At 57.1% G+C, this 20,880-nt stretch carries 14 protein-coding genes and 1 pseudogene; 5 read left to right on the top strand and 10 right to left on the bottom strand.

Features of this window, described 5'->3' with window-relative positions; translation table 11 throughout:
- Positions 1–54: 54 nt before the first annotated feature.
- From mraY to mraZ, 7 genes are all read right to left on the bottom strand, one after another.
- Entirely contained in the window at positions 55–1,161 is a 1,107-nt protein-coding gene (gene mraY, locus AC1AWD_RS05420; protein ID WP_476564334.1) for a phospho-N-acetylmuramoyl-pentapeptide-transferase, read from the bottom strand.
- Positions 1,162–1,225: 64 nt separating this feature from the next.
- Positions 1,226–2,734, bottom strand: a complete 1,509-nt coding sequence (locus tag AC1AWD_RS05425; RefSeq protein WP_476564621.1) for a UDP-N-acetylmuramoyl-tripeptide--D-alanyl-D-alanine ligase — start codon at positions 2,732–2,734, stop codon at positions 1,226–1,228.
- 56 nt (positions 2,735–2,790) lie between these two features.
- Entirely contained in the window at positions 2,791–3,678 is an 888-nt protein-coding gene (locus tag AC1AWD_RS05430; RefSeq protein ID WP_476564336.1) for a UDP-N-acetylmuramyl peptide synthase, read from the bottom strand.
- A gap of 95 nt (positions 3,679–3,773) precedes the next feature.
- On the bottom strand, positions 3,774–5,570 hold the full coding sequence (locus AC1AWD_RS05435) for a peptidoglycan D,D-transpeptidase FtsI family protein (protein ID WP_476564338.1): 1,797 nt from the start codon (positions 5,568–5,570) through the stop codon (positions 3,774–3,776).
- Positions 5,567–6,025 (bottom strand): cell division protein FtsL, encoded by a 459-nt coding sequence (gene ftsL / locus AC1AWD_RS05440; protein ID WP_476564340.1) that lies wholly within the window; start codon positions 6,023–6,025, stop codon positions 5,567–5,569. The genes AC1AWD_RS05435 and ftsL overlap by 4 nt, the downstream gene beginning before the upstream one ends.
- A 1-nt stretch (position 6,026) precedes the next feature.
- Complete coding sequence (gene rsmH, locus AC1AWD_RS05445) at positions 6,027–7,112, bottom strand: 16S rRNA (cytosine(1402)-N(4))-methyltransferase RsmH (protein ID WP_476564342.1); 1,086 nt, start codon at positions 7,110–7,112, stop codon at positions 6,027–6,029.
- The gene (gene mraZ / locus AC1AWD_RS05450; protein WP_476564344.1) at positions 7,113–7,640 is read right to left on the bottom strand and encodes a division/cell wall cluster transcriptional repressor MraZ; all 528 of its coding nucleotides are present in this window, start codon (positions 7,638–7,640) and stop codon (positions 7,113–7,115) included.
- Positions 7,641–7,896: 256 nt separating this feature from the next.
- Here mraZ and AC1AWD_RS05455 point away from each other — a divergent pair, with 256 nt between their 5' ends.
- Positions 7,897–10,176 (top strand): HelD family protein, encoded by a 2,280-nt coding sequence (locus tag AC1AWD_RS05455; RefSeq protein WP_476564346.1) that lies wholly within the window; start codon positions 7,897–7,899, stop codon positions 10,174–10,176.
- 9 nt (positions 10,177–10,185) lie between these two features.
- A complete protein-coding gene (serA, locus tag AC1AWD_RS05460) occupies positions 10,186–11,382 on the top strand; it encodes a phosphoglycerate dehydrogenase (protein ID WP_476564348.1) in 1,197 nt (398 codons plus the stop codon).
- Between the two features lie 159 nt (positions 11,383–11,541).
- Here serA and nrdR read toward each other — a convergent pair whose 3' ends face one another.
- Positions 11,542–11,994 carry a transcriptional regulator NrdR gene (nrdR, locus tag AC1AWD_RS05465; protein ID WP_476564623.1) on the bottom strand — a complete coding sequence of 151 codons (453 nt, stop codon included), beginning with the start codon at positions 11,992–11,994 and terminating at the stop codon, positions 11,542–11,544.
- Between the two features lie 349 nt (positions 11,995–12,343).
- On the opposite strand from nrdR, the pseudogene lexA reads away from it, so the two are divergent.
- Positions 12,344–12,943: pseudogene (gene lexA, locus AC1AWD_RS05470) on the top strand (transcriptional repressor LexA); the annotation flags it as partial.
- Between the two features lie 121 nt (positions 12,944–13,064).
- Here lexA and AC1AWD_RS05475 read toward each other — a convergent pair.
- Positions 13,065–14,027 (bottom strand): L-lactate dehydrogenase, encoded by a 963-nt coding sequence (locus tag AC1AWD_RS05475; RefSeq protein WP_476564350.1) that lies wholly within the window; start codon positions 14,025–14,027, stop codon positions 13,065–13,067.
- A 176-nt stretch (positions 14,028–14,203) separates the two neighbouring features.
- Complete coding sequence (gene hflX / locus AC1AWD_RS05480; protein ID WP_476564352.1) at positions 14,204–15,703, bottom strand: GTPase HflX; 1,500 nt, start codon at positions 15,701–15,703, stop codon at positions 14,204–14,206.
- Between the two features lie 294 nt (positions 15,704–15,997).
- On the opposite strand from hflX, the gene AC1AWD_RS05485 reads away from it, so the two are divergent.
- Together AC1AWD_RS05485 and hrpA are read left to right on the top strand one after the other, a co-directional pair.
- Positions 15,998–16,624: a class I SAM-dependent methyltransferase gene (locus AC1AWD_RS05485; protein ID WP_476564354.1), complete on the top strand. Its 627-nt coding sequence runs from the start codon at positions 15,998–16,000 to the stop codon at positions 16,622–16,624.
- Between the two features lie 61 nt (positions 16,625–16,685).
- The gene (gene hrpA / locus AC1AWD_RS05490) at positions 16,686–20,756 is read left to right on the top strand and encodes an ATP-dependent RNA helicase HrpA (protein ID WP_476564356.1); all 4,071 of its coding nucleotides are present in this window, start codon (positions 16,686–16,688) and stop codon (positions 20,754–20,756) included.
- Positions 20,757–20,880 lie beyond the last annotated feature (124 nt).

The raw sequence follows: 20,880 nt of genomic DNA on the forward strand, positions 1-20,880 counted from the left end.
TCTTTCCCACAATCATGTAGTTCAAGTCGATTCAAAACAGTCTCAGAACAATGTTCAGCTCATCCACAGGCCGGAACGTGTGACCCAGTCAGCATAGAAGGCGACCAAACTGACCAGCACGAACATCAGCTCGATCATCCAGAATCGCACAACAACCTTGGTTTCGGTCCATCCGGCCAATTCGAAATGATGATGAATCGGCGCCATTTTGAACACGCGCTTATGCGTCATCTTGAAATAGCCAACCTGAATGACGTCGGAGCAGACTTCGATAACGAACAGGCCGCCCAGAATCACCGCCAACACTTCGGTATGCGTCGCAATCGACAAGGCTGCGAACAGACCTCCCAAAGCAAGCGAGCCGGTGTCCCCCATGAAAATGGTCGCAGGATTCGAGTTATACCACAGGAAACCAAAGCAAGCCACCGTGGCGCAGACGGCAATAATGGCCAGATCAAGCGGGTCGGAAACCGCATAGGCGAAACCGGGGTGACCGGAGCCCTTCAGATGATAGCTTTCCCAGAATGCGATCAGCGCGTAGCCGACGAAGGCGATCATCGACGAGCCCGCCGCCAAACCGTCAAGGCCATCGGTCAGATTCACCGCATTCGTCCACGCGGTCATCAGCAGATTCACCCAAATCACAAACAAAATGATTTCCACAACACGACCGGCGAGGGAGAAATCGATAAACGGCGTCTCAATGAAGCTCACACCAGCCTGCGCACTGGGAAAACCGGATTTCGTCGGCACGATCAGCGCAAGCACGGCATAGATGGTGGCGAAGATGAATTGGCCGATGAATTTGCCGCGTACAGACAAGCCTTCATTCTGCTTCTTGCGCACCTTCGCAAAATCGTCGATAAAGCCAAGCACGCCCATCGACAGCATCGCGAACAGCACGAGCACCGCCGACCATGACGGCTTATCGCCATGATTCAGATAGCGGTACAACGCCGAAGCACCCCAACCCAACACAATGGCCAGATTAATGACAACGCCGCCAAGCGTCGGAGTGCCACGCTTGACCAGATGCGATTGCGGGCCGTCCTGGCGAATGTACTGGCCGTAGTTAAGCCGATGCACCAAGCGAATCAGCAACGGCGTGCCGATGATCGTGACGATCAGCGACACCAGAAGGCCTATGATGAGCGAAATCACCTGAACTCTCCAATCGATCTATGTCGTTTGTTCTCTCTTATTCCCTCAAAACTATTGAGTGAATTCACACCTGTACATTCGCATTTGCGATTGCATCCGCGGACCAACGTTCCGCCAAAGCGCTTAAACCGGAAAAATGCGATCCCTTCAGCAGCACCACAACATCGTCGTGTCCGCCAGCCAATGAGCACACGACCTTATCGGCCTCATCAATGTCATGCACCCACTGAATCACGGCATGGTCATCGCCGGATGCCGACTGCGCTTCAACGCCGCCCACAGACAGAGACTCAGCCAACGAATCAAAATGCTTATCCGTAGCATTGCCAACGGCAATCAGCGCATCAACACCACTTTCAACAGCGTATGCGCCAACCTGCCGATGCAATTCGCGCTCGTCGCCGCCAAGCTCCAACATCGCGCCCAACACCGCAACGCGGAACGGCGCAGTCGTACGCCCCGCCCGCCAACGCTTCAAACCATCCAAACCAGCCTTGGTTGAATCCGGATTCGCATTGAATGAATCATCAATCAACGTAAAAGCGACGCCTGCACGGCGCACGTGAGACACGGCCATACGATGCGGACTGATGCTGGCAACACTTTCAAGCACTTCGCCAATGCGATCCAACGACATCCCCAAATGCAACGCCACCGTGGAGGCAGCCAACGCATTCATCACATTATGAGCGCCGCGAATACCCAATGTGACATCGCAACGCTCACCGTTCGGGGCGGTAAGCGTGAAATGCGGACGGTCGGCATCATCGGTGGACACATTGTCCGCACGCATCGAACCTTCCGGCAACGTTCCGTCGTCCATACCGAACCAGATCACGTCTGCGGCGGCGCTCGCCATGGAAGCCACGCGCGCATCGTTGGCGTTCAGAATCGCCGTCCCGCCCGGCAACAGGCCTTCGACGATTTCACGCTTGGCCTGCACAATGCGTTCAGGAGAGCCGAATTCGCCCAGATGCGCGACTCCGACCTTCAATACAACCGCCAGGTCCGGCGGCACCAGCGAAGTCAGATTCGCGATTTCACCAACATGATTGGCACCCATTTCGGCGACAAGGAAACGGGTATTCTCCCCCACTTTCAATGCGGTCAGCGGCAGACCGATTTCATTGTTGAATGATCCGACGGGAGCGACGGTCGAACCCATGTCGCTCAGCAGCGCCGCAAGAAGGTCCTTCGTCGTCGTTTTGCCGACCGAACCGGTAATGCCTACAACCGAGAACGGTGTGTCCTTCGCACGGCGAAGCTCGATATTGTATTTCGCAAGCAGACCAAGCGCTTCAACCGTATTCGGCACCACGATCTGCGCGATTGCGGCGTCCTTCACTTCGTGCTCGACCAAGGCGACGACGGCCCCCAGTCCGCTCGCGCGCGCAACATAATCATGACCGTCAACACGTTCGCCGGCTATGGCGACGAATACGGATCCTTCACGAACCTGTCGGGAATCGCTGACCGCGCTGGTCGCAATCGGATCATGAGACGACTGGGATTCCGACGTGATCAGACGACCGGCAACCGCCTGGGCGATTTGGCGCAGCGACATCGGCATCATAGTCGGATTGTCGTTCATACTATTTCCTTTCCATGCAAGCTTTTCATCCATGCTGATCACAGCAGGTCCCGTGAAACGCGCAGTGCGCTTTTAATGTTGTTTTTCCGCACGCCTGCGGCCAAAACCATCGCAATGGCCAATGACAACGAATTCAGACTTCCCTGCTCGTACGAAACGGCGGCTTGGGCGGCCAACGAATCGGATTCCGTCGTGCGCGCCGTCACATGGGTCTGTTTACCGGACGCATAACCGTACGGTGAACACAACCGGCTGATGATGCTATCGTCAACCGACGCACCGCGAGCGCCGTCGATGCCGAGAACGTCCACGTTTACCGCCTGCAATGCGTCATGACGCAATGTGGCTTCGTCCATGGCGATGATGATCGCGGAGGCGCCGTCTTCAACGCATACCGACAAAGTGCGCTGCATGTCAAGGATTCCCAACGGATATTGCAGATCGAGGAAACGGTCAAGCGACTGCGAATATGATGCGCTGATCACGCCGACGGGATTGCCCAGCATATGCAGGAAATCAGCCAAAGTCCTCACGTCTTCGGCGACCGCCTCGCCGTTGCGCCCAGCCACGACGAACACGGCCAGAGATTCGGATGGAGCGCCAGCCATATCCGAGGCGATCAATCCCAATTGCCTGGCGCTCGGCTCGCCGCACAGCAGCGGGAAATCACCTGCGATTCCGCAATCACGCATCGAACGTGGCACGACCGCGGCGTACGCGCCTTGGTCGCGAGCTTGGCGCAGACGTTCGACGTCGATGGTTTTCGACGGCATATACAGACATCCCGGACGCACCGAATCCTTGTCATCGGCAATCGACGTAACCGTCACATCGCCGGCGAAATCAGGTATCAACTCAAACCCGTAATGTTCGGCTAGCCATTCCAAAGTCATCCGTTGGGATGCGGATTCACTGACCGCACTCATGTCGTATATACCTTGCCTTTCGTCTGCATATGTCGCGAAATCGCCGAGGCCACGCGGCGGTCGTCGGGCGGCCGCCAAACCTTCAAGCTATCAAATCACCAAGTCACCGGAATAGCATCAGTGCGAGGGCTGGAAGTCGGCACTTCGTACTTCTGCATAAGGAATTCACCAATTTCCGCGAATACCGGACCTGCGGTCAGACCGCCGAAGCCGCCTTGCGGATCTTTCAGGACAACGGTGACGACGAACCGCGGATTATCCGCCGGAATGATCGCGGAATAATCGCTGATAATCGAACTCAGTTGTCCGTCGTCGCCCACGACTTCCGCTGTACCCGACTTCGCCGCAACGCGGTAGCCGCTGACGCCCGCGAAGTCCTGATAGTGTTCGGCCACGGATTCCATGGCGTTCATCATCTGATTGGCGACATCCTCATCAAGGATGCGGGTTGTGTCCCCGGCCGGGCTTTCAGTGGTACGTCCTTCAGCATCAGTGGTGGATTTGACGATTTTCGGTTGCACCTTAACACCCTTATTCGCGATGACCGCGATGGCGTTGCTGATTTCAAGCGCATTGGTCGAATAGCCCTGGCCGAACAGCACCGTATTCTGCGTACGCAGATCCCATGTGTCCGGAGAAGTCAACGACCCGGCATATTCGCCCGGAAGGTCCAATCCCGATCCCTGTCCGATGCCGAATTTGCTGATGAATTCGTATCGCTGGTCATTCGACAGATTCTCGCCGGCCATGATCATGCCGACGTTCGAGGATTGTTCGAGAATGCCCGCAAGCGTCCAATGCTGCGTGCCGTGGGTGCTTGCGTCCTTGAAGGTCTGACCGTCCACCGTAATGGTGTCGGTTACGGTGAACTGATCGGAAAGCTTATGTAAGCCCGTCTGCAGCATCGCCGACATGGTGAAGACCTTACCAATGGAGCCTGGTTCAAAGGTTTCGCTGACCGCGCGCGACGTTCCCATTTTCGCTTCGTCGCTGCCGGCTTCGACTTCGTCGCTGCTGGCCAGCGCGAGGATGTTTCCAGTGCCGACCTCTTCGACGACGGCAATGCCCCATGGAGAGCCGTATTTCTCCTTCGCGTCGCGCAGCACCTTCTCACAATAGCTCTGCACGTACTGATCGATGGTCAGCGTCACGTCGGAACCGTTGACGGCGGCTTTGGATTCGGTTACGGTCCCCGGAATCTGTTCGCCCGTGGAGCCTTGCTGATACACCTCATAACCGTCGGTGCCGGTCAGCACGTCGTTTTGCATCATTTCCAAACCGGCGACACCCACGCCTTCGTCATTGACGCCGCCAAGCAGTGCGCCCATCACGGATTCGTCGGAATACACGCGCTCGTTGCTCAGTTCGCAGTAAATGATGCCGCTTAAATGCAGATCGTCGATTTTACGTTTGACTTCCGGAGTAACGTCCCTCGCTAAAACGGCGTATTGCCCACTTCCAGACAATTTGCCGCCAAGTTCCATGGCATTTGAACCATCAAGCACAGTGGCCAGCAGTCGTGCCACGGCGGCGGCTCCGGTCACGTCGAGTGGCTTGCCGCTGATTTCATGGCAGTAGCTTTGGTTGTCCGTATCACATTCAATCGGTTTGAACTGCTGCGCGGCTTCAGGATTGCCGATGATGTTGTAGCGTTCCACGCTCTGCGCCAGAATCGTTCCATTGGTATCGAGGATTTTGCCTCGCTGCGCGGTAAGCGGCACAGATACCGTACGCATGCTCGTGGCGGCTTGGGCGATGCCTTGGCCGGCGAATAGCTGGATATACGCCAGCTTGCCGAAACAAGCCAGCGCGATAAATGCGAGAATTATGCCAACGGTGACGCAACGCCGGCGATATTGTCCCTGCCGGACACCACGGGTAACACGATTCACTGTGTCCCACCTTCGCTTGGCTTATATCCATTCAGGTCAATGGACAGAGATCCGCTTTGCGGAACCATACCCATTTCTTCGGCTTTGCTGAGCAAAGAAGCCTCAAGCTTGTCGAGCTCGGTCTGTTCGGCCTCCACGTCCTGTTCAAGACGTGTGATATTCGACTGTGCTTCCGATGCAGCAAAGGAATCCTGCACCATCTGCGTACGCAGCATCAGAGAAATCAGCAGGCACGCCACCAGAAAAACCACGGCAAGCCCCAAATGCAGTAGACGCAGACTTCTGGTACGGGTCCATTCCATGACCTTACCCAATCCGTGCAGCATCGATTCCTTGTCGATGCGGCCGCCGGTCACGGTCCGGAATTCAGGCCTTTTGGGGGCGGAATCAACACTGCTGCGTTTGCGCCCTGCAGGAACGGCGTTCGAGCGCACGCTTCTTGGTGTCGCGGTCATATCAGCCCTTCCTTACACGGCGACGATCCGTCTGATGAGCATTGAAACGCTTGCGTGAGTCACGTGCGCCGCTGCGACTGACGCTGCGTGGCACGCTATCCCTTTCAAATTGCGCACGCCAACGATCCGGAACCGGTCGAATCATTTCGACGGCGCGCAGGCGCACTGATGCCGATCGCGGATTGGAGGCGATTTCAGCTTCGTCGGCCTTGATAGCGCCGCGGGTTAGTTCCTTGAAGAATGGCTTGGCGTCTTCGGGAACCATCGGCATGCCCCGAGGCACATCGATTCTCAGGCCTTGCGCCATGAAGCTTTTCACCGTTTTGTCTTCGAGGGAATGGTAGGACTCAACCACCAACCGTCCTCCGACAGACAGATGATTGCCGATCTGCGGCAAAGTGGAGGCCAGCTTGTCCAATTCGCCGTTCACTTCGATACGCAATGCTTGGAACACGCGCTTTGCGGGGTTGCCGGCAGGGCGATGGGCCTGCGGCACCACTTCATCGACAAGCCGATTCAACTGACCGGATGTGGTCAATGGTTCGGTTTCCCTGCGGCGTACGATTTCGCGAGCAATCTGCTTGGAGAATCGTTCTTCGCCGTAGGTGTGGAAAATACGGACCAAATCTTCGAACGAATACTGTGCCAGCACATATTCCGCGGTCAGCGGCTGGCTTACATCCATACGCATGTCAAGCGGCGCATCATGGGAATATGAAAAACCGCGTTCCGTTTCATCGATTTGCAGACTGGACAGGCCCAAATCCATGAACACCGCATCCACATATTCGATTCCCTGGGCATCGAGAACATCGGAAAACGCATCAAACGCCGCATGCACCGGGATGAAACGATCGGCGAGGCCTTCCTGGCGCATACGTTCGGTGGCCAAGGCAAGAGCTTCCTCATCGCGGTCAATACCAATGAGCCGGGCGCCGGGAGCCGCCTTAAGGAATGCGGTGGAGTGGCCTGCAAGTCCGAGCGTACAATCCACCGCAATCGCTCCGGGGCGCTCAAGCGCCGGCGCCATGAGGTGTACGCAGTCCTCAAGCAGCACCGGCTGGTGGATGGTGGTCAGGTCTGTCATTTAAAACTCCAATGCGGGCAGTACGTCATCGGCGATATCGGAATACCCCTGTTCCTTTTCCGCAAGGTATTCCTCCCACGCCTGCTTATTCCAAATCTCAGCACGAGTCCCCACACCAATCACCACAATGTCGTCTCCGAGATTCGCGTAATCACGAAGCATCTGCGGAACAAGCACACGACCTTGTTTGTCGAGATCCTGATCCGCCGCACCGGACAGAAACACGCGAAGGTATTCACGTGCAGCCTTATTGCCTAATGAAATACGCTGAATCTGCATGGCGATGCGTCGAAATTCGACTTGCGGCAACAGATAAATGCATCGTTCCTGCCCTCGTGCCATAACCAGACCTGATCCCAGCTGAGTGCGGAATTTCGCCGGCAAAGCCAAACGCCCTTTAGCATCGATTTTTGGTGTGTAGGTTCCCAGCAGCAACGGCGGCAGCATATCCGCCATAAAGTCCGGCTTCGCTGCATCTTCAGCGGTGGAATCATGCGCTGTTTCCTGATTATTTCCATCATGAATCATCGATTCCACCTCCTTTTTGCTGTTTTTAGATACACTCCGGCCGCAACTAGCTCACCACTTTACCCCACGAATCACCGAAAAGCCCCACCCAAATATCAAATGCTTTCCTTTTTCTGCACATCATCAGTGGCATCCGTCAAATTTCGATTTTTCAAGAATCACAAAATGCGAATATCAATGGAACATTCATCGCATTCGTAGGCAATTTGAGGTACATTTGAGTGCTTGAGTTTTCAGCGAAGGGATCAGAAAGACCATGTCGAGTTACTCCGCTCAACTGCAGGAAGAGCAACATGCGGTCAGCCGCGCGTATGACCGTTTGGACGCATTGCGCGCCCAAGCGCGCGAACGGCTGGACAAGGTACGCGCCGCAGGCTCCCATGGATCTCCGACGCAACGCACCGAGCGCGACTCCTTCGCCACCATGTATGAGGACCGCCTCACCCAGCTACGTGCCGTAGAAGACCGCCTGGTGTTCGGCCGTCTCGACAACACCGCCGGCGAGCACCGTTATATCGGGCGCATCGGCCTGTCCAACGAATCGCATGAGCCTATTCTGACCGACTGGCGAGCCGAGGCAGCACGTCCTTTTTACGAGGCCACGCCTTCCAACCACGGCGACATTGTTATGCGCCGTCATATCACGTTGAATTTCCGTGAGGTCGTCGGCGTCGAAGATGAAGTGCTTGACGTGCATTCCGATCAGGTCGGCAAGGCCTCCTCCGCAGGAACGCTTACCGGCGAAGGCGCTCTGCTCGCCTCGCTGAATTCCAAGCGAACCGGCAAGATGACGGATATCGTCGCCACCATTCAGGCCGAGCAGGATCGCATCATCCGCTCCGACATGGCACATGCCGTCGTCGTTCAGGGTGGCCCCGGCACCGGAAAAACCGCGGTCGCCCTGCATCGCGCCGCATATCTGCTGTACACGCATCGCCGCAAGTTGGAGCGCGCCGGCGTGCTTGTGGTCGGCCCCAGCTCGACCTTCCTGCACTATATCGATCAAGTGTTGCCCTCCCTTGGCGAAACCGGCGTGGTCAGTCGTACCATCGCCGATCTGATTCCAGGAATCGACGCCCGTGCCACGGATACGCCGATCGCAGCCAAACTCAAGGGCGAACGACGCATGGCCAAGGCTATCGCCAATGCGGTTTCCGCCCGTGAACGTGTTCCTTCCCAACTGCCCACCGTGCATATCAACGGTTTTGCAGTCCCTATGCTGCGCGCGGATGTCGAACAAGCGATCAGCGATGCCCGCCGCACACGACAGCCGCATAACAAGGCACGTGAAACCTTCGTGAACGAAATGCTGCAGGTCATGTGCGGGCGGTATGTCGAGCGATTGGATTACACACCCGGCAATGATGAACTGTCCCAAGTGATGCAGCAGCTACGCATGAACGACGCCGTTCGCAGAACGCTGAACCTCGCTTGGCTGCCGATGACCGGTCCATGGCTTATCGATCAGCTGTTCGCCAAGCCGTATCAGCTGCACCGTTTTGCGCCATGGCTGAACGATGAAGAAGTGGCTACGCTGACCCGAGCCAAAGGGTCGCCGTTCACCGTTTCCGATGTCCCGCTGCTTGATGAGGCCATGGAACTGCTCGGAGAAGATCCGAAGGCGACCGCGCGTCAGGCCGCCGCGGATGCACGCCGTGCACAGGAAGAGCAGTATGCGAAGGATACGCTTGCCCAGGCAGGTATCGGCTCAAGCATCGTCACTTCGCAGATGCTGCTTGACAATATCAACGGAGCCGAAGCTGAAGTGGTGGCGCAGCGCGCCGCGGCCGACCGCGAATGGACCTACGGCCATATCGTAGTTGATGAAGCGCAGGAATTGACTGCGATGGATTGGCGCATGTTGATTCGCCGCTGTCCTTCACGCTCGTTCACCATCGTCGGCGACGTGGCGCAGACTTCCGCGCTCGGCGGCACACGAGTATGGCGCCGCATGATGGACCCGTTGTTCGGCGAGGAGAATTGGGATCTCAACGAGCTGACCATCAATTACCGCAATCCTCAAGAGGTTTCCGATCTGGCGTCGCGTTTCGCCACCGATCAGGGACTCTATATTTCCACGGTCAATGCGGTACGTGCCGTTCCCGGATCGGTGTCACGTCTGGTCGTCGGTACCGATGACCAGCTTGTGCGCAGCGTTGGCGAGCAGGTGGACCGTCTGGTCGCCGATTACGTGTCGTCCGACGGCACGGGGCGTGTGGCCATTATCGCCCCGGATTCCTGGAAGTCGACGTTGCGTAAGCAGATTCGCGAAAAGCTACGCGAATCCCTTGATACGCAGGAGTATGAGAGGCTTACCAGCCAAAGTTCATGGGACGAGCAGGTGACGATTTGCGACACGCAAACCGTCAAGGGTCTTGAATATGACGCCGTCGTTGTGGTGCAGCCAGGGCAGATCGAGTCGGAGGCTCCATCACGCCTTGTGGCAGCATCCGATCTGTATGTGGCGATGACCCGTCCGACGCAACGACTGCTTATAGTGCGGACAATCAGCGATGAAACCCTCCTTGCGTTATAGAGTTGAGGTATGCCTAAAGCACTGTTACTGGAGAACATCCATCCCTTCGCCGCTGATTCGTTGCGCGCTCACGGATTCGACGTACAATGCCTTAAGGGCGCGTTGAGTGAGGATGAACTGATTGAAGCCCTTGACGGTGTCGACCTGCTAGGTATCCGTTCAAAAACCTCCGTTACCGCCAAAGTCATTGACGCATGCCCGTCGTTGACTGCGGTCGGATGCTTCTGCATCGGTACGAATCAGGTAGACCTCGCCTATGCAGGCAAAAAGGGTATTGCCGTGTTCAATGCGCCGTACTCCAACACCCGTTCCGTGGTAGAATTGGTGATTTGCGACATCATCTGCCTGATGCGCCGCATTCCTGCGCACACGCATCATATGAAGCATGGCATGTGGGATAAGTCCGCCTCCGGCTCACATGAAGTGCGCGGCAAAACGCTGGGCATTATCGGCTACGGCAATATCGGCGCGCAGTTGTCGGTGCTTGCCGAAGCGTTGGGCATGCGTGTGATCTTCTACGATATCGAAGAGAAACTGGCACTGGGCAACGCCCTTCGCTGCGCCACGTTGGAAGAGCTGCTGGAACAGTCCGATGCGGTGACACTGCATGTGGACGGTCGCAAGTCCAATACGGGATTCTTCGGCGAGGAGCAATTCTCGCATATGAAACAGAACGCCATTTTCATTAATCTGTCGCGTGGTTTCGTCGCTGATTTGGAAGCGTTGAAGCGTCATTTGGATTCAGGCCATCTTTCGGGTGCCGCCGTGGACGTGTTCCCCACCGAGCCGAAGAAAGCCGGAGACCCGTTCCTGACGCCGCTGGCCGATGAGGACAATATGATTCTCACCCCGCATATCGGCGGCTCGACGTTGGAAGCGCAAGAGGCCATCGGCCATTTCGTTTCCCAGCGTCTACAGGATTATTGGTTCAAGGGATCGACGATGTTGTCGGTGAATATGCCGCAGATCACCCTGTCCGATTATTCCGGCATCCGCATCGCCCATCTGCACGACAATCTTCCTGGCGTGCTGGCCAAGGTCAATCATGTGCTTGGCGAAGAAAACATCAATATCTCCGCTCAGGCTCTGGGTACTGAGGGCGAGCTCGGATATGTGGTCACCGATGTTTCCGCAATGCCCACCGACGAGGCGCTGGAGGCTCTTCGCGAAATCGAGGGCACGATTCGCATGCGCGTGATCAGCTGAAATTCGCAATCGCTAGGATTTGGAAAAACCGTACGCTGCACAGCCATCAGCGCAACGCTGAAAGGCGTTACATATGAATTGCCTCCCACCCTTCAGGCGAGGGGTGGGAAGCAATTCATGCCGGACGGCGCAGCCGTTATGCCAAGTCAGCGGCTTTATCTAGTTTTGTTTTTCCGATTTCAATTCGTCGATTGCATGCTGGAAATCGTCCAGATTTTCGAAGTTCTGATACACGCTTGCAAAGCGCATATAGGCCACCTCATCCAGTTTGCGCAACGGTTTGAGGATGGCTCGACCGACTTCATCCGATTTGACCTCGGCAAGACCGCGGGAACGCAGGTCCTCTTCAACCCTCTGTCCCAGCAATTTCAGGTCTTCTTCCTTAATGGGGCGGCCTTGGCATGCTTTGCGTACGCCGGCGATTACCTTATTACGGTCAAAGGGTTCGACGTTGCCGGAGCGTTTTGCGACCAGCAACATAGTTGATTCAAGCGTGGTAAAGCGTCGAGCGCATTTCGGGCATTCGCGCCTACGACGAATCGAATGCCCATCATCGCTGATGCGCGTATCGATGACTTTGGTGTCTGGGTTCTGGCAAAACGGGCAATGCATGTCACCAAGAATAGCCTGAAACCATAGAAAAGAGCGAAACCGGCGGGTTTTTCGCGTGTGGCATCTGCTGTATGTCCGCATCCCATCGTAATGGTTGCTCTACCTCCATCGCATCACTTCGAACAGATGTTCTATATATGGAACGAATATTCAAATGAACCGGGCAATGCTTCGAACGAATGTTTGATTTATCCGCCTACTCACGGTATGCTGGTGCAAAAGACGAAAGGAGCAAGCCGTGAGCAGCACATCATTCACCTCGCCGGAGGACGAGCGGCAGCCCCAGGCCGAGACGCTTACCGAGCGTCAGAGCAAGGTTCTGGACGCCATCAGAGCTCACATCGAACAGCACGGCTTCGCCCCATCCTTTCGAGAAATCGGCCAGGCCGCTGGCTTAAAAAGTCCGTCTTCGGTCAAGCATCAGCTGCAGACGCTTGAAGACAAAGGCCTTATTCGCATGAATGCGAACAAGGGTCGCGCCATCGAACTGGTGGAGCAGCAGCCGTTCCGCCCCGCAGGTTCAGCACGCATCGTATCGTTCTCCTCAACGGAGGAAGCCAGCGAATCCATTATGACCTCGCACGACATTCCTCTAGTCGGGCGTATTGCGGCAGGCGTACCGATTACCGCAGAACAGCATGTCGACGATGTCATGCGTCTGCCGGAACGGCTTACCGGAACAGGCAATCTATTCATGCTGGAAGTGCACGGCGATTCCATGATCGACGCGGCGATTTGTGACGGCGACTACGTCGTGGTCAGGGAACAGCACACAGCAGTCAATGGCGATATCGTCGCAGCCCTACTTGGAGACGAGGCCACGGTAAAAACCTTTCGTAACGACAACGGCCATGTCTGGCTTATCCCACATAATCCGGCATACTCCCCCATCGACGGCACCAATGCGGAAATCATGGGCAAGGTCGTCACTGTGCTGAGGAAAATCTGAGCGAGCATTCCGAAGATCCTCATCGCATTCATTATTGGAAACAACAAAAATCCCGTTCATACCGCACATGGCATGAACGGGATTTCAATATGCGCCACGAAATCGCGACGCGAAAATCCGCTTAGAAGCCGAACTTGGCAGCTGTCTCACGCAGGGTGTCTGCGGAGCGCTTCAGAGCGGCGAGCTCACGATCGGACACCGGAGTGTTGATGCGGGAGTTCACACCGGAACGGTTCAGCAGGGTCGGCACGGACATGCACACGTTGGAGATGCCGTGGAAGTCGTCGAGCATGGAGGACACCGGCAGAATACGGTTGGTGTCGTTCATGATGGACTCGACGATATCGACACCGGACATGGCGATGGCGTAGTTGGTTGCGCCCTTGCCATTGATGATCCTGTAGGCGGCGTTCTTGACTTCCTGATGAATCTGCTCACGCATTTCAGCGTCCAGCGGATCGTGGCCCGGCAGCGGGGTCCAGTCGCACATCGGAACGCCACCGATGGTGGCGGAGGCCCACAGCGGAACTTCGGAATCGCCATGCTCACCGGCGATGTAGGCATGCACGTTCTTGACGTTGACGCCGGTCTGCTGCGCGATCAGGAAGCGCAGACGAGCGGAATCCAGGTTGGTGCCGGAGCCGAACATGCGGCTGGACGGCAGGCCGGAAAGCTTCAGGGCGACATGGGTGACGATGTCAACCGGGTTGGTGATCAGCATGAAGATGGCGTTCGGAGCTACACGCACGGCATTCGGAATGATCGACTTCATGATGTTGATGGTCGCCTCGGCGAGGTCCAGACGGGTCTGGCCCGGCTTCTGGCGAGCGCCTGCGGTGATGACGACCATATCGGCGTCGCGGCAGATTTCAACATCGTCGGAGCCTGCGATGGACACGGTCGGGTAGAAGCTGGAACCGTGCTGCATATCGAGCACTTCAGCTTCAACGCGTTCCTTGGCGATGTCCTGCAGCACGATTTCGCGGGCGACACCGCGCTGAGCGGCGGCGAATGCAAGGGTGGAGCCGACTGCGCCGGCACCGATAATCGCGAGCTTCGTGGGCTTGATCGGGGAATCAACCATTATTTTCTGAACCTCTCTTGGAGCAAACGCCCTCGCCTCATTGTGGCGGGGCATCACTTGAACATCACAGCTACTCTACGCGCACAACGCGACGTTCCTCACCGGAAAAACGGATTTTCTTGGCGTTGAGCATCGTGATATTCGTCACGAATCGGCTCAGGAAAATCCAAAATCCGTCAGCCTACGGCCTGGTCGACAATCAGTGCGGCAAGATGATCGTCAACGTCCGCTTCGATCATCACACCGTCATCGCGGTATTCCACCGATGCGACATTGCCGTATTCTCGGATACGCGACAGCAGGGAGCCGGCAGAATACGGCAGCAGTGCGCTGACATGCACATCCGGACAAGGCAGCATCGATTCGATGTCGGCACGCAGCTCGTCCAGGCCTTCGCCGGTGGCCGCAGAAACGATATGGCCGTCCGGTGCCAAGGATTCGATGCGTTCGCGTGCGGGCTCATCCATGCGATCGGCTTTGTTGAACGCCAGAATCGCCGGGATTTCCATAGCCCCTTCGATGTCGGACAGCACGTCGTTGACCGCGTCGATCTGCGAGAACGGGTCCGGATGGGAGCCATCGACCACATGCACAATCAAATCGGCTTCGGCCACTTCTTCAAGCGTCGACTTGAACGCTTCAATCAACTGCGTCGGCAGCCTGCGCACGAATCCGACCGTGTCGACGTACGCGTAGAGGCGTCCATCCTTGGCGCGTGCACGACGAACCGCCGTATCCAAGGTGGCGAACAGCGCGTTTTCGACCAGTTCCGTCGAGCCGGTCAGACGATTGGTCAATGACGATTTGCCTGCATTCGTATAGCCGACAACGGCCACGGTGGGTAGACCATAGCGGCGACGCGACCCGCGTTTGACGTCACGCGCGGGCGCCATTTCGGCGATTTGGCGACGCAATTTCGCGATACGACTGCGAATGGCGCGGCGGTCCATTTCGATTTTCGTTTCGCCCGGGCCTCGAGATCCGATACCGGCGTCGGCGCCTGCGGCACGACCGCCCGCCTGACGAGACAATGCGGCGCCCCAGCCACGCAATCGCGGCAGCATGTATTCCAATTGGGCGAGCTCGACCTGCGCCTTGCCTTCACGCGAAGTCGCATGCTGGGCGAAAATATCAAGAATCACCGCAGTACGGTCCACCACCTTGACCTTGGTGGCGTCTTCCAGGGCACGACGTTGGCTTGGCGGCAAATCATCATCCACGATAATGGTGTCGGCTTCTTCGCGAGCGACCACGTCGGCGATTTCCTTCGCCTTGCCGGAACCTACATAAGTCGCCGCATCAGGGCGCATGCGATGCTGCAGGATGCCGTCGCAGACCACGGCGCCTGCGGTTTCGGCCAATGCGGCCAATTCTCGAAGAGACTCCTCCGCCTGCGCCAGACTGGAGGTGCGCGACGACCATACACCGACCAATACGACGCGTTCAAGCCTGACCTTACGGTATTCGACTTCAGTAACATCCTGCAATTCACCCAAGCCGGTCACATGCTTCAAGGCGTTGCGGGATTCGCGTTCCTCCCACGCTTGGTCATAATCTTCGCCGAAACCGTCCAACCGGTTTCCACCGTCCAGCAGCACTTCGGAGCGTTCGGCCAAAACGTCACCGCGACCGCTCCTGGTCACGTCGTTCTTCTCATCATCGATGTAATTCGTCAATATCCGCCCATCGTCTTTGGAATCATTGCACGTACAACAGTTTCACATTATCCGTATTCACACAGACAACCAGGCCATCACGAATGGCTGACGGAGAAAACGCTCAACCATCAATCCCGTATCGGAACGACGGGCATCGCATACGGTACAATCACTACGTCAAAATTTACTTACCGGGGCGAGCACATATACAAGCGCACCAATACGCACGCACAGTCGCGCATACAAGCGCGTATGAACGCGCAAGCCACACGAATACGAGCAGGAACGAATCAGGCGGAAAGGCGGACTAGTATGGGCATGAATACGCAGAGGCAGCAGGAACAGTATTTTTCCGCCGAACCATCGTCGAAGGATGTACGCAGGCAGCTTAACGTCACGTTGCGCGGCATGGACGCCACCGTCGAGGTATCCAATGGCGTGTTTTCCGGCAACCGCGTGGACTTGGGCACTTCCGTGCTGCTGAAGCAGGCGCCCGAACCGCCTGAAACCGGCGCATTCCTTGATTTGGGCTGCGGTTGGGGTCCCATCGCGTTGACGCTTGGCATGGAAAGCCCCAAAGCGGACATTTGGGCGTTGGATGTAAATGAGCGAGCGTTGGAATTGACCAGGCGCAACGCCGAAATCAACAATGTGGACAATATCAAGGTAGTGACCGCCAACGGCATTCCAAGCGATCTCACGTTTGATCTGATTTGGTCGAATCCGCCCATTCGTATCGGCAAGGATGCGCTGCATGAGCTGCTGATCACATGGCTGCCGCGTTTGAACGATGGCGGCGCCGCCTATTTGGTGGTGCAGAAGAATCTTGGATCGGATTCGCTGATTCCTTGGCTGGCCCGCGAATTGGGCGACGGTTTTGCAGTGTCGAAATACGCCAGTTCCAAGGGATTCCGCGTTATTGAAGTGCTGCGCGGCTGATTGCATGCCCATGATGCGCGGCGACATAGATTGATTGCATAGGTTTCATGTATCGAGGATTATGAAATTCGAATATCCTTCCCAATTGCCCGTAAGCGCGGCCCGCGATGATATCGCGCAGGCCGTGCGGCATTCGCAGGTGGTCATCGTTTCCGGCCAGACCGGTTCAGGTAAGACCACGCAGCTGCCGAAGATTCTGCTGGAACTGGGTCGCGGCTCACACGGCCATCAGATTGTGCATACGCAGCCTCGCCGTCTCGCCGCGCGCACCGTGGCCGAACGCATCGCCGCCGAAATGGGTGTGCGTTTGGGCGACGAAATCGGCTATCAGGTGCGTTTCACCGACGAAAGCTCGCCGAAAACACGACTCCGCGTCGTCACCGACGGTATTCTGCTCGCCCAGATCCAGCGCGATCCGATGCTGAGCAAATACGACACGATCGTTATCGACGAAGCGCATGAGCGCAGTCTGAATATTGATTTTCTGCTGGGTTATCTGACGGCATTGCTGCCTAAGCGCCCCGATTTGAAGCTGATCATCACGTCGGCGACCATTGATTCAGTGAAATTCCAAGAGCATTTCAAGCATGCGTTGCATGCCGACGTGCCGGTTATCGAAGTGTCGGGCCGTACGTTCCCCGTACAGATCGTTTATGAGCCTTTGGGCTCGGCGCCAACGCTGATGCGTCATGTGCCCGGTTTCGAAGACGGTCTACGGCCTGGCAACGACGGTTACGGCACCGATATCGACACGTCCATGGATATGCCGACCGCGGTGGCACGTGCCTGCGCGGAGTTGGTCATTCATTCCAGTCATGAGCGTGGTGCCCGCGATATTCTGGTGTTCGCTTCCGGCGAGCGCGATATTCACGAGTTCGAAACGGCGTTGCGACGCCATTATGGCCCGCGTGCCGCCGATATGCGCCGTCCTGACGCGATTGAGATCATGCCTCTTTTTGCGCGTCTTTCGGCCAAGGAGCAGCATCGTGTGTTCGAGACGCATGAGCATCAGCGCATTGTGATCGCCACGAATGTGGCGGAGACCTCGCTGACGGTTCCGGGCATCCGGTATGTGGTCGATCCGGGCATGGCGCGTATTTCCCGCTATTCGAAGACGGCGAAGGTGCAGCGTCTTCCGATTGAGCCGATCAGTCAGGCGAGCGCCGACCAGCGTTCGGGCCGATGCGGCCGTATCGCCGACGGCATTGCGATCCGCCTGTATTCGCGCGAGGATTATGAGACGCGCCCGCGTTTCACCGAGCCGGAGATTCTGCGTACCTCGCTGGGCGCGGTGGTGTTGCACATGCTGTCGGTGGGCGTGGCCCGCACTGCGCAGGATGTGACGAGTTTCGGCTTCATCGACCCGCCGGACATGAAGGCCGTTTCGGATGGTTTCAACGAGCTGACCGAGTTGAAGGCCATCGCCCGCAAGCATGGCGACGTGGTGTTGACGCATACCGGCCGCCAGCTGGCCCGCATTCCGATTGACGTGCGTTTGGGCCGCATGATTATCGAGGCGGCGAAATCGACGACGCCGAATACGTTGGCTGCGGTGCTGGTGATTGTTTCGTTCCTGAGCTTGCAGGATCCGCGCGAACGTCCGGATGAGAACCGTGAGGAGGCCGACCGCATCCATAACCGGTATGCGGATGAGTCCAGCGATTTTTTGACGGCGTTGAATATTTGGGATCGCGTGTTCCAGGCGGATGGTGAACCGAGCAATTCCGCGTTGCGTCGTATTTGCAAGACGGAGTATCTGAATTTCCTGCGTATGCGCCAGTGGAAGGATCTGGTGACGCAGCTGACGCAGATGTGTGGCGAATTCAAGTTCAAGGTGGGTTTGCCACTGCCGGCTTCGCGCCCGGATATGAAGATTCGCCAGTTGCCGCTCAATCAGCAGGCGGCGCATTCGTTGTGCTGCTCGTGGGATGATCAGGGCATTCATACCTCCATGCTGGCCGGCCTGCTGTCGATGATGGGCATGCAGGTGGTTCGCGAGCCGAAGGCGTCTGATTTCGCTGGTTTGAGCGGCGCCGCGAAGGCGCGTGCGATGAAGCGTGCCACGAAGATGGCGAAGAATGATTATCAGGGTGCGCGTGGCACGCGTTTCGCGTTGTTCCCGGCCTCTTCGGTGGCGAAGTCGACGCCGGCGTGGGTGATGAGCACGGAATTGGTTGAGACGAGCCGCTTGTGGGCCCGATATTCGGCCTCGATTGATCCGGCTTGGGCGGAGCCTTTGGCAGGCAGTCTGACGCGCACCACGTATGCGGAGCCACATTGGTCGGGTTCTCGCGGTTCGGCTGTGGCCAGCGCGAAGGTGCTGCTGTATGGTCTGCCGATTGTCAGTGACCGTATGGTCCAATGGGGGCGCATCAACCCGCTTGAGGCCCGTGATTTCCTGATTCGGCAGGGTTTGGTCGAAGGCGATATCCAACAGCGATTCCCCCATGATGATTTCATCGGACATAATCGCGATGTGCTGGAAGACGCCGCGGATGATGCCAGTCGTACCCGTCAGATCGCCGAAACGGTAAGCGACGAGGATCTGTTCGATTTCTATAACGGCATCATTCCCAATACTGTCACGTCGGTGGCCGACCTGAACAAGTGGTGGAAGTCTGAACACGACGAGCATCCGCATCTGTTGGATTTCGATCCGAGCAAGGTGGAGCGTCTGGCGGACAGCGAGTCGGTGAGTCTGGATGATTACCCGGATCAGTGGCATACGCTTGGCACGGACGGCTCCCCTATCGATCTGCGGTTGAGCTACGTGTACGACCCGCATGATCCGGCCGACGGCGTCACCGTGCATGTTCCGTTGAAGGCGTTGTCTCGTTTGACGCCGGAACAGTTCACCTGGAATGTACCGGGCTTGCTGGACGAGCTGATCGTCGGCATGATCAAGGCACTGCCGAAGACGTTGCGTGTGCAGTTCGTGCCGGCTCCGGATACGGCCCGCCGCATTCGTGAATGGATCGACGACCGTTATGAGCATCTGCCCGGCTCCGGCTCCCGACAGAAACCAAATCTGCCTCCGCAGACCCCGGATGGTTCGGTCGCGTCATGGCCTGATCTGCCGCATTTGTTCACGCAAGCCGCCATCGATATCGTCGGCGCGCAGATTCATCCGGAAGTGTTGACGGGTGAACTGTGGGAGCGTCTCGCACCATATCTGCGCGTCACGTTCAGCGTGGAGCAGCAACTGCCCGCGCCGCGTAATGCTTGCGGCCGACGTGCGCGCGGTCCGGTCAAAGTGTTGGGCGCATCGAAGAATCTTAAGGAATTGCAGCGTCGTTTCGCCGCCCAGGCCGAAGAGTCGGCTCGCCGCATGGTCAAGAAGCAAGCGGATAAAGCCGCGGACCAAGGCAAAATCGTCGAACAGGCGAATCTGTTGCAGAAAGCCGGCGCCACCACGCAATCCCGTGCTGACATGCTGTGGAAGGGCGCGTTGGATGCGTTACGATTGCCGTCCGAACGTATATCGTCGCGTTGGCTGGGCACCGAGGCGCTGATGTTGGCGTCCGCCCCGTACAAGTCCACCGCCGATCTGGTTGAAGACATTCAGCTGGCTACGGTTAAACGTCTGCTGCCACGCATTGACACATTGGATTCCGATCAGGCGTTGGCCGATGCAGTGCTTGATGTGCAACAGATCTACGAGGACACCGTCTACCAGATGGCCCGCGATGTGATCACCATTCTCAGCAAGCACGCGGATGTTGAAAAAGCGGTTTCCGGCAAGGCCGATCTGCCGATGCTGTCGGTGTTGCAGTCGATTCGCGAGCATGTCGCGACTCTGGTGCATCCGGGATTCATCGGCGAAACCGACCCGGAAGCACTGCGCCGTCTGCCGGTGTATCTGCAGGCCGATGCGATGCGGTTGAGCAAGGCGAAGGTCGATAAGAACCGTGACGTGCGTTGGGCATGGGAAGCCGATGAGGCCAAGCAGCTGGTCGACATCGCCATGACCAAAGCCAAGGCCGAGCCGGCCGGCCCGAAGCATGAAGCGTTAATGAAGCAGGCCACTGCGGCCCGTTGGATGCTGGAGGAATTCTACGTGTCCTTGTGGGCGCAGGAATTGGGCACGGCCAAGCCCGCCAGCATCCAACGCATCCGCAAAGCCTTGGCGTAAAATCCCGGCATGTTCAGGCCGCCTGTATGAATCCCAAACATATTCACATGGGCGGCCGCTACAATGATGGTGATGGTTTCACCGAACACACGACATCACAAACGCGCACGCTTCCGCAAACGCC

The organism is Bifidobacterium sp. LH_512, assembly GCF_056356435.1.